The sequence below is a fragment of the Bradyrhizobium sp. USDA 327 genome (genome assembly GCF_041262065.1).
GTDB lineage: Bacteria > Pseudomonadota > Alphaproteobacteria > Rhizobiales > Xanthobacteraceae > Bradyrhizobium > Bradyrhizobium liaoningense.
On record NZ_JBGCCW010000001.1, the window covers coordinates 4,362,093 to 4,377,570 of the forward strand.

Sequence of the window (15,478 nt, forward strand, 5' to 3'; positions counted from 1 at the left end):
GACGAGATTGTCATGGCCAACGAAGCATTCGCCCTTTCGCCCATGTCTGCCCGCGCGGCCGAGCCGAACGAGCAGGATTACGACGCGATCCGCGAAGCCTTCATGGAGACCGCGCGCGGCCGCTGGTTCCTCGGCGAATACGCCAAGCGCAACCGCAATGCCGACACAAGCATGGTCCTGGATGCGGTCGCCAGAATCGAAGAAACCCTTGCGGCGCAGCGACAACCCGTCGTCGAGGACCGCCTGCCCGAAGCGCTGGTCGAGATCCGCCGCGCCATCCGCGAGGCCGAGACGATCGCGATCGCGGCGTTCGATCCCGCGGCGATCGAGGCGAGCCTCGCGCCGATCCCGCGCGGGGTGCGCATCATCAAGGAGATCTCCTGGCGCTGGCGCGAGATCGGCGCCGACGGGCGAATCTGCGACCTCATTGATTCGCAGCTTGCCTCGATCGAGGCCGCCTGCGGACAGATGTCGACCATCGACCCCCGAGTGGAGCTCAAAGCCGCCTTCGATCTGCTGAGGGATCGTGTCGAGCAGCTTGACGGCGGCGCAACGCCGCAGGCCGCGCCGTCCGCCGACGCTGCGCCTGCGCAGGCCGCCGCGCCCGCCGAGACGGCCAGCGAAGCCCCCGTGGCTTTTACGGAAACGCCGCAGGACATCGCAGCAACTCCCGAGCCCGAGGCAGCCGCTGAGAAGGCCGGCGCCACCGAAGCGCTCGCCATGGCCGAACAGGCTGTCGAGGCTGTCGCCGTGCCGGAGACGGCTGCCGAAAGCGACATCGCGCCCGACAAGGTCGCGGTTGAAAACGTCGCTATCGAGGAGCCGACCGCCGAACCCGCACTCGCGGAGGCCGCCGACGCGTTCTCGCCCGATGCCGCCGCGGAAGCCGAGGACGAAGCCATCCTCGACGCCATCGCGCTGGAGATGGCCGCGCCCGATCCGGAGTTCGACGAGATCATCGAGCCGGTCGAGCTGGCCGCGACGACGCCAGAACCGATGGCCTCGGACGTCGCAGCGCCCGTTGCCGCCGAGATTCCGGAATCGATCGCTTCCGAGCCTGTCGTCGCGGAAGAGCCCGCCGCGGACGCACCGATCGCGATGGACTCGCTCGCGCGCCTCACCGACGCGATTGCCGAAGCCGCCGCCGAGGTGATGGAGCAGCAGGCCCCGGCCATGGCGGCCACGGCAACATTCGCCGCAGCGTCGACCGCGACGCTGCCGATGCCCTCGCCGCTGTCCGCGTCCTCACCCGAACCCTCGCTCGGCGCCACCATCCTCGCCAGCGGCATCCTGCAGAAGCCGCGCGCGCCGGCCAACGACCCGCTCGCCCCGATCCGCCGCATGACCCAGGCCGAGAAGATCGCGTTCTTCTCGTAAGGGGCGCGCGCTCTTTCCCGCGCCGTTCGCTCTCGTGTCCCGGACAAGCGAAGCGCAGATCCGGGACCCAGGAGCCACGAGTTCTACTGCCACTTGGGCCCCGCTCTGCAGCGCACCGTCAAAGAGACGCTGCGCTGCGTCCGGGGCACGACACCGCCGCTGTCAGCTTACCCGCAATTCCAGATCGGCCCGATCGGTGTTCGCGTCCAGCACGGACCGAAACTGCCGCCATTGTAGCGGCCGCCGTTGAAGCCTGGGCGGCCGAAATAATGCCACTCGCCATCCCAGCGGTAATATTGCGGAACCGGGTCGATGTACCAATGGCGGCGGTCGTTGCGCGCAAGGCGCCGCATCGCGTCCTTCTGCTTGTAGAGCGGAATGCTGTTGCTCAGCGGCTGCCGATAGCCCGGCAGGAAGCCGTAGCCCTTCCAGACCGGCTTGGGACGCTTTTGCGCGGCCTCAGCGAGCGCGACGGCCGGCAGCAGCGACAGAACGATAGCAACAGATAGACACACAAGGCGCGACATACGTTGACTCTAAACAGTCGGCCGCGAGAACGCCATTCAAATTCGAGTGCTGGATGAACGTGGCCATGCACAGGATCATCGCACACGATGACCGCATCCGCTTTGCATCAAGCCGTGCGTCAATCGAACGCGGCCCCGCTAGCTGATCACGCCCTTGCGGAGCAGGAAGCAGCCATAGCCTCTGCTGTCGCCGACCTGCACGACGCCAAAGCCTGCCGCCGCCGCACGATAGAAATCCGCCCGTGACAGCTTGCCGGGAGTGACGGGGCGACCGGCCGCGCGCGCGATCTCCGCCAGCACCGCATACTGCACCTCGGGCACGCGGTCGGGATCGTCGACCGGCATCATCACGCGCACCGGATCGGGATCGAAATCGTCGAGCGGATAGACCGACATGATGGCGCGGATGGTGACCTCCATGCTCATGCCCGGCAGCTGGATCAGGCGCTGCGATGAGGTGCCCTGCGCGATGCGGGTGGCCGGGTGATTGGCATCGACGAAAACGAGGTCGTCGCCATGGCCCATCGAGGCGAGCCGCCAGAGAAGGTCGGGCGTCAGGATCGGATCGATCGATTTCAGCATGTGGCGCACTATCCTCCCAATCGATCGCTAACCATAGCAGGTTCCAAGCGTGATTCAGATCACGTACGCGGCCATGGTGATAGGGATCACGGACCACAGGCTCGAACGCGGCCAGGCTTCCTCGCAACCAATCTCGCATCGAGATGAGTGCCAAAGGAGCACGCCATGTTCCGCTTAAAGCCTTTCCTGATGACGGCGAGCCTGCTGGGAAGCCTGTTCGGCTTCGCCTGCGGGCCCGTTTCCGCGCAGGTCGCCCCGGTTGCACCCGCCCCCACCGCCCTGCAAGGCCCCGAGCAGCGGGTGGCGCTGGTGATCGGCAATGCGAACTACCAGAACGCGCCGCAGCTTGCGAACCCCGACGATGACGCGCAGTCGATGGCGCAGTTCCTGAACTCCGCCGGCTTCGAAGTGGTCGCAGCGACCGATTTGACCCAGAACGACATGCTCCGCGTCGTCCAGGACTTTTCCGCCAAGGTCGCCTCGCGCGGTCCCAACACGGTGGCGATGGTCTATTACGCCGGTCACGGCGTGCAGCTCGCCGGCGAGAACTATCTCGTTCCCGTCGACGCCAAGGTCTCCAGCCCGACCGAGCTCGTCAACAATTCGGTGCGCCTCGTCGACGTGATGTCCACGCTGGAGACGATCCCGAGCCGCATGCGCATCGTCATTCTCGATGCCTGCCGCAACAACCCGTTCCCCGAGGTCAACGATGCCGGCCGCGGCCTCGCCATCGTCGACGCGCCGAACGGATCGATCGTCGGCTACTCGACTGCGCCGGGCGCCGAGGCGCTCGACGGTACGGGCGGTCACAGCCCCTATACGCAGGCGTTCCTGAACGTCGCGCGCGAGCCCAACGTGCCGATCGAGCAGCTGTTCAAGCGCGTGCGCCTGCAGGTCAACCAGACCACGAGCGGCGCGCAGATCCCGTGGGAGAGCTCCTCGCTGACGAGTGACTTCACCTTCTTCGGCGACACCGCGGTTGCCGCCAACCGCGCGCCGGTGAAGGCGCCTGTCGTGCAGATGGCCTCCAACCTGCCGAGCCGTTCGACACGCCAGGCCTATGACTACGTCGTGTCCGAGGGCCGTCCGGAATACTATCAGGAGTTCATCCAGATGTATCCGCACGATCCGCTGTGCGACCACGTCCGCTGGCTGCTCAAGAACCTCCTGATCTCGCAGGCCTGGCACAAGGCGGTGCTCGCGAACTCGCCCCTTGCCTACAAGAGCTTCCATGACAGCTACGGCAACAGCCCATATGCGCAGGTCGCGCTGAAGCTGCAGGCGCAGCCGAAGCAGATCCCCCTGATGCAGGCGACCAAGTTCCTGGCGCCGCAGAACATTGCTCCGACCCTCAAGATCGGCAATCTCGGCCAGCCCAAATATATGCCGCTGATGCAGCAGGGTCATGGTGCGTCGCAGATGGACGGCAACCTGCCGGTCGTGCAGAAGCCGATCGACGGCAACGGCAACGTCCTCGGCAAGCTCGGCAATGGCGGTCAGATCGTCACCCTGCCTGCGGGCAACCCGCCGAACCAGCAGAACGGCACGCCGTCGCAGACCCCGGGCAAGATCGTCACCCTGCCCGCGCCGAGCAACATGAGCAAGAGCAACCGCATCCCCGGCAAGATCGTGAGCATGCCGGTGAATGTCGGCAAGGGCGGATCGAAGATCGACGCGAAGCCGATCAATGTTCAGACGCAGAACCGCCCGATCCGCATCACCAACGGCAACACCGGCATCGTGAAGCCCAACAGCAACCCGGTGAACAAGGTGCAGGTCCTGAACAATCGTCCGCAGTTCAATGCGAAGCCGAACCGCATGGTCAACAGCAACGACAACTTCCGGCAGTCGATGAACCAGGCGCCGAACATGAACGGCGGCGGCAACCGTCGCGGCGGCTTCATGCGCTGAAACCACGCAGAAGGTGCGCTCCCTCTCCCGCCTGCGGGAGAGGGTTGGGGTGAGGGTGCCTCCGCAATGGGAAAGTTGGTGGACTACTGAGAATATCCCCGTTTCGAGAAAGCCCTCACCCGGCACTGCGTGCCGACCTCTCCCGCAAGCGGGAGAGGTTGCACCGAGCACGCAGATAGTTCGAACCACAAGATCGACAAACCAGAAGGGGCAGAGCCGCAGCGCTCTGCCCCTTCTTCATGTCAGCTCTTGAGCTTCGTCATTCCGGGATGCGCCGAGAGGCGCAGGCCCGGAATCCATTGTGCGGCAGAGTCGGTGGAGAAATGGATTCGGGGCTCTCGCTTCGCGAGCCCCGGAATGACGGCGCTAAGCCACCAGCTCGGCGAACAGATCGGCGTCGACGTTCCCGCCCGAGAGCACGATGACGACGTTCTTTCCGGCGACGTCGAGACGCCCCGCGAGCAGCGCGGCGAGGCCGACGGCGCCGCCGGGCTCAACCACGAGCTTGAGCTCGCGATAGGCGAACGCGACGGCCGCGCCGACTTCCTTGTCCGATGCAGTGACGCCGCGCGCGAGCAGCTTGCTGTTGATCGCAAACGTCATCTCGCCGGGTATCAAGGCCATCAGCGCATCGCAGATGGTGCGGCCTGCGGGTGGATGCGGCTCGCGGTGGCCGGCGGTCAGCGAGATGCCGTGATCGTCGAATGCCTCCGGCTCGGCCACCACGATTTCGGCGAGCGGATAGCGCGCCTTCACCGCCGTCGCGACGCCCGCAATCAGGCCGCCGCCCGAGGCCGGCGCCACCACGATATCAGGAGCGAGACCGAGGCTCGCCATGTCCTCGGCGATCTCACGGCCGGCGGTGCCCTGCCCCGCGATCACGAAGGGATCGTCATAGGGCTTCACCAGCGTCGCGCCGCGCTTCTCGGCGATGCCGCGGGAGATCGCCTCGCGGTCGTCGCGATCGCGGTCGTACAGCACGACCTCGGCGCCGTAGGATTTGGTGCGCTCGCGCTTCGACAGCGGCGCATCCGCCGGCATCACGATGGTGGCCTGCATGTCGAGGATCTTTGCCGCGGCTGCCACGCCCTGGGCATGGTTGCCCGAGGAAAACGCAACCACGCCACCGGCGCGCTTGTCCTGCGGAATCGAGAACACCTTGTTGAAGGCGCCGCGGAACTTGAACGAGCCGGTGCGCTGGAGCATCTCCGGCTTCAAGAACACTTTCGCACCGACGCGCTCGTTGAGCACGGGGAAGGACAACAGCGGGGTGCGGATGGCGTAAGGCGCGATCACGCGCGCTGCGGCATCGATGTCGGCAGGGCCGACCGGGAGGAGCTGCTCGGTCATGGCGGAATGGTATCGCGGCCGACGAGGCCCCGGCAAGACACCTCCGCGCGAGGATTTCTCCCGATCAGGCCACGAAGCGCGGCTGTTCCGTCCCGTTCCCGCCGGGCAGCACCGCGCCAGCCGCCCTGATGCTGTCGATAAAGACCCGCGCCGAGGCTTCCCAAGTGTAGTTGGCGGCGAACGCGACGCAGTCCTGCCGACAGACGTCGAGCGCGGCAAAGCAGGCACTGCCCAGATCGTGATCGAGCGCCCCGACCGGCGCATCGCCGATCACGTCACGGGGGCCCTTCACCGGAAAGGCCGCCACCGGCAGGCCGCTGGCGAGCGCTTCCAGCAGGACCAGGCCGAACGTGTCGGTCTTGCTGGGGAACACGAACACGTCGGCGGCCGCGTAGATGTCCGCCAGCGCCTCGCCCTGCTTCTCGCCGAGGAAGATCGCATCGGGATAGGCCTCCTCCAGCGAGGCACGCGCCGGGCCGTCACCGACGATGACCTTGGTGCCGGGCAGATCGAGGTCGAGGAAGGCCTCGAGATTCTTCTCCACCGCGACCCGGCCCACCGACAGGAACACCGGTGCCGGCAGGCAGAGATCGATGGCACGGGGATGGAACAGGCCGGTATCCACCCCGCGCGGCCACAGCACGACATTGTCGAAGCCGCGGTCGGTCAGTTCGCGGGCCAGCGCCGGGGTTGCCGCCATCACCGCACGGCTGGGCGCGTGGAAACGGCGCAGCGCGTGCCAGATCAGCGAGCCCGGCACCGGCACGCGGGCGCGGACATATTCGGGGAAACGGGTGTGGAAGCTGGTCGTGAACGGCAGCTTGCGCTGGCGGCAATAGCGGCGGACCATCAGTCCGATCGGCCCTTCCGTCGCGATGTGGATGCTGTCCGGACGCGCTTCCTCGATCAGCCTTGCGATCCGGGCCGGGCGCGGCATGGCCAGCCGCACGTCGCGATAGCTCGGCATCGCGAAGGTGCGGAACGATTGCGGCGTCAGGAACGCGAATTCGACGTCGAGATCCTTGGCCGCGTCAGCAAGCTTAGTCAGCGTCCGAACCACACCGTTGACTTGCGGGTGCCAGGCGTCGGTCGCGACCAGGATGCGCATCATGCGGCCTTTGTCATGCGGCTCTTGCCGCGACCTGCGGGACGGCTGCCGGCTTTTGCAGATGATCCGCCCAGGTGATGATCTCGAAATGGCCGTCGTCATGCTCGACCAGGGCGGTGCAGCTCTCGACCCAGTCGCCGCAATTCATGTAGCGGATGCCGGCCTCGTCGCGGATCACGGCGTAGTGGATGTGGCCGCAGATCACGCCGTCCGCTTCGTGGCGCCGCGCCTCGGCGGCGAGCGCCTGCTCGAACGCGCCGATATAGTTGACGGCGTTCTTGACCTTCTGCTTGGGCCCATTGCGACAGCGACCAATAGGGCACGCCGAACAGGCGGCGGAAGAAGTTGACGAGGCGATTCATCTGGATCGCGAAGTCGTAGGCCTTGTCGCCGAGATGGGCAAGCCAGCGCGCGTTCTGCACCACGAGATCGAAGATGTCGCCGTGGATGACGAGATAGCGCTTGCCGTCGGCGCCGGCGTGAACCGTGTTCTCGACCACGTCGATGCCGCCGAAATGCGTGCCGTAATAGTTGCGCAGGAACTCGTCGTGATTGCCGGGGATGTAGATGATCTTGGCGCCCTTGCGCGCCTTGCGCAGCAGCTTCTGGACGAGGTCGTTATGCGATTGCGGCCAATGCCAGCTCGATTTCAGCGCCCAGCCGTCGACGATGTCGCCGACGAGATAGATCGTGTCGGCATCGTGGTAGCGCAGGAAGTCGAGCAGGAGATCGGCTTGAGAACCGCGGGCTCCGAGATGGACGTCGGAGATGAACAAGGTACGAAAGCGCCGCTCCGGGCTCTCGTCACTCACAGCGTAACTTCCCATGCGCCAGCCTGTAACAATGTCCCGTGACAGGGGGATGACCGATTGAACCTTGAGGCACCTCAGATACGAATCAAACTTCGCCTCGCCCTCCCCGCGAATATCAGTCGCATGCGACAATCAGGCGACATGGCGCCGCAGGAGGCGCAAAGGCAGATCGCCTTGTCCCTCCGGAAGTAGGTGCGCTCCCTCCCCCGCGTGCGGGGGAGGGTTGGGGAGAGGGTGTTTCACCGGTGGGATTCCTCAAGAGGAGAAAGCCCTCACCCGTCGCTTCGCGCCGACCTCTCCCGCAAGCAAGCGGGAGAGGTGAACGAGCCCCGAGTCAGTAGAACCTGTGGAAATGATGGATCGGCCCATGGCCGTGGCCGACGCTGAAGCGGTCGGCGGCGGCGATCGCCGCGCTGATCCAGGCCTTGGCATTGCGCACGGCGTTTTCCAGGTTCTCGCCCTTGGCCAACCCCGCCGCGATCGCCGAGGACAGCGAGCAGCCGGTGCCATGGGTGTTGCGGGTGGCGATGCGCGGCGCGGCGAGCGTGATCGTGCTGTCCGCATCGACCAGATAGTCGATGCTCTCGGCGCCTTCGCCATGCCCGCCCTTGACCAGGACGGCGCGGCAGCCGAGCGCCAGCAGGCGGCGCCCCTGGCTCTCGATCTCGGCCTCGCTTGCCGCGACCGGCTCGTCGAGCAGAGCCGCGGCCTCCGGCAGGTTGGGCGTGATCACGGCGGCCAGTGGAATCAGCCTGGTGCGCAGGGCGTCGACGGCTTCCGCAGCCAGCAGGCGGTCGCCGGAGGTCGCGACCATGACGGGATCGAGCACGACGTGCCGGGGCGCCCAGCGCGACAGCGCGGCCGCGATGGCATCGATGCTGGCGACCTGGGCCACCATGCCGATCTTCACCGCGCCGACTTCGAGATCGGAGAACACCGCGTCGATCTGTCCGGTGACGAACTCGGCCGGCACCGCATGGATGCCGGTGACGCCGCGCGTGTTCTGCGCCGTCAGCGCCGTGATCACGGAGGCGCCGTAGACGCCGAGCGCGGCAAAGGTCTTCAGGTCCGCCTGGATGCCAGCGCCGCCGCTCGAATCGGAGCCGGCGATGGTGAGTGCGACCGGGGTCGTCATGACGATTTTCCGCGATTTCGAGCCATGACCCGTCTTAGCAAGCTCGCGCCGAACCCAGCAAGTTCGCTTGCTAAATCCGGCTGGTTTTGGCCTATTAGCCGGAAGAATACGCTTCGGAGTGCCCGCGATGGTTCCCTTCTTCGTCCAGATCAAATGCAAGCTCGGCCAGTCCTACACGGTGGCCAATGCGCTTGCCGAAGCCGAGATCGCCTCCGAGATCTACTCCACGGCCGGCCAATACGACCTCCTGGTGAAGTTCTACGTCGACAAGGACACCGACATCGGCCATTTCGTGAACGAGAAGGTGCAGGTGCTGCCGGGCATCCAGGACACCCTCACCATCATCACCTTCAAGGCGTTCGGTACCGGCTAGACCTGCAACACTAAAGTTGGGTTGGTTGCATCGATGCAAGCCGAGGATGTCACCTCTCCCCGCTGGGGAGAGGTGAACCTCCGCCATCCGATTGAGTTGTACTAGCTCCCCTGCTTGCGTTTCGGCGGCGTCGGCCCGTCCACCGGCGGCAGCGATTTGAGGTACTCCGCCATCGCCGCCAGATCCTCGTCCGGCAATTGCGAGGTGTTCTTGATCACGCGCGTCATCGCGCCGCCGACACTGTCGCCATCAGGCAATTCACCGGTCTTGAGGAAATAGGCGAGATCCTTCGCGCTCCACTCGCCAAGGCGCTTCTGGGTGATGTTCGGAACCCATCCCTCGCCTTCCGGATTGGGCCCTCCGGCAAAGCGCTCGCCGGAGATGATGCCGCCGAGCGCATTGCGCGGGCTGTGGCACTCGGCGCAATGGCCGAAACTGTTGACGAGATAGGCACCGCGATTCCACTGCGGCGACTTTGCTGCCGTCGGCGACGAAGGGCTTGCCGTCCATGAACAGGAACTTCCAGATGCCGATGTTGCGCCGGATGTCGAAGGGAAAGCTCACCTCGTGATCACGCACCTTGCCTGCAACCGCCGGCAGCGTTTTCAGATAGGCAAAGAGATCGAGCACATCCTCGCGCCTCGCGTGTTGGTAGGAGGTGTAGGGAAAGGCCGGAAAATAGTGCTGGCCCGATGGCGAGACCCCGCGCATCACCGCGTTGACGAAATCGGCGTCCGTCCATTTGCCGATGCCGTCGTTCGGATCGGGCGAGATGTTCGGTGCGTAGAACGTTCCGAACGGCGACTTGATCGCGACGCCGCCACCAAGCCTGAGACGATCGGGCTGATTGGGAACGGCATGGCAGGACGCGCAGCCGCCGGCGTTGAACATCACCTCGCCATTGGCGAGATCGGGCACATGGGCCGGTGCCTTGCCCGCGGACGCCACCACCGGCGCGCTGATCCACCAATAGGCGCCAACAGCAGAGACCGCAGCGAGCAGCACCACCAGAATTGTTCGTTGCAACATGCGGACCCATTCACTCGTTGCGGCGAACTTATGACCGATGTTGTCGCGGCTCCAACCACGAAGAATTTAGCCCGCCCTGGCCGGAGACGGGAATAAACTGAAATGCCGGCTGTTGGAAGTTTGGCAGCCCCGTCGGGTTCAACAGGGAGAATGTCATGAACAAGTCCGTCATTGCCGTGTTCGCGCTCGGTGCCGTTGCCTTTGCGGGGTCCGCGAACGCCGAAAAGCTGAAAGCGACGCTGGACGGCAAGGCCGAGGTGCCGGCGACGACCAGCAGCGCCACGGGAACGGCCGATCTGAACTACGATGCCGCCAGCAAGAAACTGTCCTGGACCGTCACCTATTCCGGCCTCTCCGGCCCTGCCACAGCCGCGCATTTCCACGGGCCCGCCGAGGCCGGCAAGAACGCAGGCGTTGCTGTCCCGATCCCGAACGCGGCCTCGAGCCCGGTCAAGGGCGAAGCGACCCTCACCGACGCGCAGGCCGCCGATCTGCTCGGCGGCAAATACTACATCAACATCCACACCGCAGCCAATCCGGGCGGCGAGATCCGCGGCCAGGTGACGAAGTAAGCCTCGAGGCTGCTTCGTTGCGCGAAGGCCGGGCGCTGGAGGGGGCGTCCGGCCTCTTCGATCCGAGGGGCGCTCAAGCCGCGTTCAGCGCCTGCGCGAGGTCGGCGATCAGGTCCGACGGGTTCTCGATGCCGATCGACAGCCGGATCGTGGAATCGAGGACGCCGATTTTGCGGCGGATGTCGGCGGGGACGCCGGAATGGGTCATGGTTGCGGGCAGGCTCGCAAGCGATTCCGTTCCGCCAAGGCTCACCGCCAGCTTGAGGATCTGCAGCGCGTTGAGGAACTTCACCGCCGCCTCCTTGCCGCCTTCGATGTCGAAGGAGAAGGTGGACCCGGCACCGAGACACTGCCTCGCAAACGCGCGCCCGGCCGGCGAGCCCTCCTCGTGATGACCGAGGTAATGGACCTTGGCGACCTTCGGATGATCGCGCAGGAAGTCCGCCACGAGGCGCGCATTGTCGTTGGCCTTCTCCATCCGCAGGCTCAGCGTCTCGAGCGAGCGGTTGATCATCCAGCAGGAATGCGGATCGAGCTGGGTCCCGATGGCGCCGCGCAAGGCCTTGATGCCTTTCATGATCGCCTTCGAGCCGAGCGCGGCGCCCGCGATCAGGTCGGAATGACCGCCGACATATTTGGTCAGCGAATACAGCGAGAGGTCCGCACCATGCTCGATCGGCCGCTGAAACACCGGTCCGAGCAGCGTATTGTCGCAGGCGATGACCGGTGTGTGTCCCTGCGCCTTTCCGATCGCGTCGGCAACACGGCGGATCATCGCGATGTCGACCAGGCCGTTGGTCGGATTGGCCGGCGTCTCGATCAGGATCATCGAAACCCGCCCCTTGCCCATGGCCTCCTCCGACGCCTGCTTGACTGCCGTCTCGTCGATGCCGTCGGCAAAGCCGACGGCGCCGATCGACAGGCGCGCGAGCGTGTTCGTCAGCAGGGTTTCCGTCCCGCCATAGAGCGGCTGGGAGTGAAGGATGACGTCGCCGGGGCGAACGAAGGCCAGGATCGTGGTTGAGATGGCCGCCATGCCGGATGAGAACAGCGCACAACTCTCCGTGCGCTCGTAGATCGCGAGCCTGTCCTCGACGATTTCGCTGTTGGGATGATTGAAGCGCGAATAGACGAGGCCCGCGCCCATGCCTTCCGGCGGCTCGCGCCGGCCGGCGACGTAGTCGAAGAAGTCCTGCCCGTCCTCGGCCGTCTTGAACACGAAGGTGGAAGTCAGGAACACCGGCGGCTTGATGGCGCCTTCGGACAGTTGCGGATCATAGCCATAGGTCAGCATCAAGGTTTCCGGATGCAGCATGTGGTTGCCGATGTGGGTCTTGGACGGGAACGGTTTTGCCATGGCCTGTCTCGCTGTTGATTCAGGTGCCGCGGTTGAAACTCCTGATGTCATGAAGCAGTCGGGAAAGAGATGCGCCGACTCGCACGAACGCCGCGGCCGTTGGGCGCAAAGATAGCCACTCCGACAGCGGCCCGTCAGACCTTGCGGACAGAAAAAGGGCGATTGCCTTCGCAACCGCCCTTCGATTCCAGTAGCCCGGATGAGCGAAGCGACATCGGGACAGACGATCAGCTCGCTGGACTCCCGGATATCGCTTCGCTCATCCGGGCGACGGGCCCCGCCTCAGCCGTTCTTCACGCGATAAGTCTCGTGGCAGCCGCCGCATTCCTTGCCGATCGCAGACATGTTCGCCTTGAGCGAGTCGAGATCCTTGATCTTGGCCTTGGCTTCGCCGACGACCTTGGCGAAGCTCGCGATCTTCGCATCGAAGCCGGCCTTGTCCTCCCAGACCTTCGGCGAGGGGCTGTAGTCGCCGTCGAGCTTCACGCCCTTGGCGCTGGCCGGAAACAGGTTCGGCAGCTTCTTGGCGGTATCCTCGAACTGCGCCAGCGCACTGTTCACCGTGGCCTGGTCGTAGGGCTTGTCGCCCTTGACCATCGCCGACATCGCGCCGGCGTTCTTGCCGTTGCCCTTCATCAGGGTCTGGACCTCCTTCACGGAATCCTGCTGCGCCCAAACCGCACCCATGCCGAGCAGCAGCGCGCCCCCGACAACCAACACTCGCTTCATTCGCAAAATCCTTCTCCCGATGCATGATCGTGCCGACCCCTCAATGGGCCAACACCGTTTGGCAGGTTTCATTCCATCCAGAGCGCGACGACAGATCGTCACGCTCCGGATGATTGTTGAGGATGATTTCCCTGCAAACGCGCTCCGCGTTTGCTTGGTATCACAGGCTGTGGCGGCGATGGTGCTCGTTGATTGCGATCCACACCCGCTCCGGCGTTGCCGGCATGTCGATGTGGTCGATCTTGTATTCGCGCCAGAGCGCATCGACGATGGCGTTGACGATCGCCGGGCAGGAGCCGATCGCGCCGGCCTCGCCCGCCCCCTTCACCCCCATCGGATTGGTCTTGCAGGGGATGTTGTTGGTCTCGAACACGAAGGCCGGCCCATCCGCCGCGCGCGGCAGCGCATAGTCCATGAAGGTCGCGGTAATCAGCTGGCCGTCGGTGGCGCCATACACCACCTGCTCCATCAGCGCCTGGCCGATACCCTGCATGGCGCCGCCATGCACCTGTCCCGCCAGCAGCAGCGGATTGAGCGTCTTGCCGAAATCGTCGACGATCACGTAGTTGACGATCTTGATGATGCCTGTGGCCGGATCGATCTCGACCTCCGCGACATGGGTGCCGTTCGGATAGGTGCCGTCGGCGCTGGCAAAGGTCGCGCTGCCTTTCAGCTTCGATGGATCGACGCCCGGCCGCTTGGCGAGATCGGCGAACGAGATCGAGCGGTCGGTGCCGGCGATGCGCACCACGCCCTCGGAGATCTCGAGGTCGCCCGCGCTGGCCTCCAGCGCCTGCGCCGCGATCTCCTTCAGCTTCTGGCCGAGCTCGCGCGTGGCGCGCTCGACGCTGACGCCGCCCGAGGGGATCGAGGCCGAGCCGCCGGTGCCGAGGCCCGTTGCGATCTCGTCGGTGTCGCCCTGGTGGATGTGGACGCGCTCGGGCGCGACGCCGAACTGCTCGGCGACGATCTGCGCATAGGCTGTCTGGTGCCCCTGCCCGCTCGATTGCGTGCCGATCAGGACAGTGACGTCGCCATTGGGATCGAGCCGCACATTGGCGGTCTCCTCGCCCATGGTGCCGCACACCTCGACATAGCTCGCAAGGCCGATGCCGCGGATCAGGCCATGCTTCTTGGCGAGTTTCGCGCGCTTGGGAAACTCCTTCCACTCGGCGATCTCCATCGCGCGCTTCAGATGCGCGGCGAAGTCACCGGAATCATAGACCTTGCCGGTCGCGGTCTTGTACGGCAGCGCCTTCGGCTGGATGAAGTTCTTGCGGCGGATCGCGTCCGGCGTCATGTCGAGCTTTCGCGCGCAGGCATCGACCAGGCGTTCGATGACATAGGCCGCCTCAGGCCGGCCCGCGCCGCGATAGGCGTCGACCGGAACGCTGTTGGTGAAGATGGTGCGCACCCGGCAGTGGAACGCCTGGATGTCATAGAGGCCCGGCAGCATGCCGGCGCCGCCATGCGGGATGTAGGGCCCGAAGGTGGACAGATATGCGCCCATGTCGCCCATCAGGTCGCAATCCATCGCCAGGAACTTGCCGTCCTCGGCCAGCGCCATCTTCGCGGTGGTGACGTTGTCGCGACCCTGCGCGTCGCCCATGAAATGCTCGGTGCGGTCGGCCGCCCATTTCACCGTCTTCTTCAGTTTCTTGGCCGCGACCGCCATCAGGGCGTATTCGCGGTACGGGAACAGCTTCGTGCCGAAGCCGCCGCCGACATCGGGGCAAATCACCCGCATCTTGTCGGTCGGGATCTTGAGCACGTTCTGGCACAGGATGTCGCGTAGCCGATGGCTGCCCTGGCTGCCGATGGTGAGCGTCAGGTGATCGCGCTTGGCATCGTATTCGCAGACGGCCGCGCGCGTCTCCATGAAGCTCGCAACCACGCGCGGATTGACGATCGAGATTTCGGCCACCGCATGCGCCTTGGCGAAGGCGGCTTCCGTCGCAGCCTTGTCGCCGATCGAGACGTCGAACAGCACGTTGCCGGGCTTGTCCGGCCAGACCTGGGCTGCGCCCTTCTTCACGGCGTTGACGACACCGGTCACCGCCGGCAGCGGGCTCCATTTGACCTCGATCGCCTCGATGGCGTCACGGGCCTGGTCGATGGTCTCGGCGATGACGAAGGCGATGGCATCGCCGACATGCCGGACCTCGTCCTTGGCGAGGATCGGGTAAGGCGGGCCGGTGAACGGATCGGTCTCGAGGTTGAACAGGCACGGCAGATTGCCGAGATCCGCAACGTCCTCGGCGGTCAGGATCAGCGCGACACCGGGGAGCCCGCGGGCGCGGCTTGCATCTATGGTGTATTTGGCATGCGCATGCGGCGAGCGCAGCATCAAGCAGCGAAGTGCGGCCTGCGGCGCGTAATCGTCGGTATAGCGGCCCTTGCCGCGGATGAACGCGTCATCCTCCTTGCGCAGCACGCTTTGGCCAACGCCGAACTTGATGGGAGCCGCCATTTTGTTTTCCCGTTCTCATGGTGGTTTTGCGGACCATATTGCCGTGGAAAAACTGGCAAGGCAAACGGGTTTAGGCGGGCGCGCCCGTCAAGGCCGATGATTCGAAGCCGCCCTCGGCGGCTCTCGGGCAACCATGACGCTCAGCC

The 15,478-nt window shown here is 65.3% G+C and carries 12 protein-coding genes and 2 pseudogenes; 4 read left to right on the top strand and 10 right to left on the bottom strand.

The window, feature by feature from the left end; translation table 11 throughout:
• Positions 1 to 12 precede the first annotated feature (12 nt).
• The gene (locus ABIA42_RS20495; protein ID WP_370121868.1) at positions 13 to 1,377 is read left to right on the top strand and encodes a hypothetical protein; all 1,365 of its coding nucleotides are present in this window, start codon (positions 13 to 15) and stop codon (positions 1,375 to 1,377) included.
• A 167-nt stretch (positions 1,378 to 1,544) separates the two neighbouring features.
• Here the strand turns inward: ABIA42_RS20495 and ABIA42_RS20500 are convergent, their stop codons facing one another.
• Positions 1,545 to 1,904, bottom strand: coding sequence for a hypothetical protein (locus tag ABIA42_RS20500; protein WP_370121866.1), 360 nt, complete (start codon positions 1,902 to 1,904; stop codon positions 1,545 to 1,547).
• Positions 1,905 to 2,042: 138 nt separating this feature from the next.
• A complete protein-coding gene (locus ABIA42_RS20505; protein WP_370121863.1) occupies positions 2,043 to 2,486 on the bottom strand; it encodes an RbsD/FucU family protein in 444 nt (147 codons plus the stop codon).
• Positions 2,487 to 2,651: 165 nt separating this feature from the next.
• Between ABIA42_RS20505 and ABIA42_RS20510 the strand changes: the two genes are divergently transcribed.
• Positions 2,652 to 4,397: a caspase domain-containing protein gene (locus ABIA42_RS20510; protein WP_370121861.1), complete on the top strand. Its 1,746-nt coding sequence runs from the start codon at positions 2,652 to 2,654 to the stop codon at positions 4,395 to 4,397.
• Positions 4,398 to 4,763: 366 nt separating this feature from the next.
• Here ABIA42_RS20510 and ABIA42_RS20515 read toward each other — a convergent pair whose 3' ends face one another.
• From ABIA42_RS20515 to thiD, 4 genes and pseudogenes are all read right to left on the bottom strand, one after another.
• The gene (locus ABIA42_RS20515) at positions 4,764 to 5,747 is read right to left on the bottom strand and encodes a threonine/serine dehydratase (protein WP_271533245.1); all 984 of its coding nucleotides are present in this window, start codon (positions 5,745 to 5,747) and stop codon (positions 4,764 to 4,766) included.
• Between the two features lie 64 nt (positions 5,748 to 5,811).
• Positions 5,812 to 6,855 (bottom strand): glycosyltransferase family 4 protein, encoded by a 1,044-nt coding sequence (locus tag ABIA42_RS20520; RefSeq protein WP_370124025.1) that lies wholly within the window; start codon positions 6,853 to 6,855, stop codon positions 5,812 to 5,814.
• A gap of 13 nt (positions 6,856 to 6,868) precedes the next feature.
• A pseudogene (locus tag ABIA42_RS20525) lies at positions 6,869 to 7,682 on the bottom strand (UDP-2,3-diacylglucosamine diphosphatase).
• 319 nt (positions 7,683 to 8,001) lie between these two features.
• On the bottom strand, positions 8,002 to 8,802 hold the full coding sequence (thiD, locus tag ABIA42_RS20530) for a bifunctional hydroxymethylpyrimidine kinase/phosphomethylpyrimidine kinase (RefSeq protein ID WP_370121856.1): 801 nt from the start codon (positions 8,800 to 8,802) through the stop codon (positions 8,002 to 8,004).
• A gap of 127 nt (positions 8,803 to 8,929) precedes the next feature.
• On the opposite strand from thiD, the gene ABIA42_RS20535 reads away from it, so the two are divergent.
• Positions 8,930 to 9,175 carry an Lrp/AsnC family transcriptional regulator gene (locus ABIA42_RS20535; RefSeq protein WP_018642903.1) on the top strand — a complete coding sequence of 82 codons (246 nt, stop codon included), beginning with the start codon at positions 8,930 to 8,932 and terminating at the stop codon, positions 9,173 to 9,175.
• A 101-nt stretch (positions 9,176 to 9,276) separates the two neighbouring features.
• Here ABIA42_RS20535 and ABIA42_RS20540 read toward each other — a convergent pair.
• Positions 9,277 to 10,204: pseudogene (locus tag ABIA42_RS20540) on the bottom strand (c-type cytochrome).
• Between the two features lie 155 nt (positions 10,205 to 10,359).
• On the opposite strand from ABIA42_RS20540, the gene ABIA42_RS20545 reads away from it, so the two are divergent.
• Positions 10,360 to 10,776, top strand: a complete 417-nt coding sequence (locus ABIA42_RS20545; protein WP_028182282.1) for a CHRD domain-containing protein — start codon at positions 10,360 to 10,362, stop codon at positions 10,774 to 10,776.
• Between the two features lie 73 nt (positions 10,777 to 10,849).
• Here ABIA42_RS20545 and ABIA42_RS20550 read toward each other — a convergent pair whose 3' ends face one another.
• The 3 genes from ABIA42_RS20550 to ABIA42_RS20560 all read right to left on the bottom strand — a co-directional run bounded on the left by ABIA42_RS20550 (position 10,850) and on the right by ABIA42_RS20560 (position 15,332).
• Entirely contained in the window at positions 10,850 to 12,133 is a 1,284-nt protein-coding gene (locus ABIA42_RS20550; protein ID WP_370121849.1) for a cystathionine gamma-synthase family protein, read from the bottom strand.
• A 282-nt stretch (positions 12,134 to 12,415) separates the two neighbouring features.
• On the bottom strand, positions 12,416 to 12,862 hold the full coding sequence (locus tag ABIA42_RS20555; protein WP_271533249.1) for a cytochrome c: 447 nt from the start codon (positions 12,860 to 12,862) through the stop codon (positions 12,416 to 12,418).
• 160 nt (positions 12,863 to 13,022) lie between these two features.
• A complete protein-coding gene (locus tag ABIA42_RS20560) occupies positions 13,023 to 15,332 on the bottom strand; it encodes a xanthine dehydrogenase family protein molybdopterin-binding subunit (RefSeq protein WP_370121846.1) in 2,310 nt (769 codons plus the stop codon).
• Between the last annotated feature and the right edge of the window lie 146 nt (positions 15,333 to 15,478).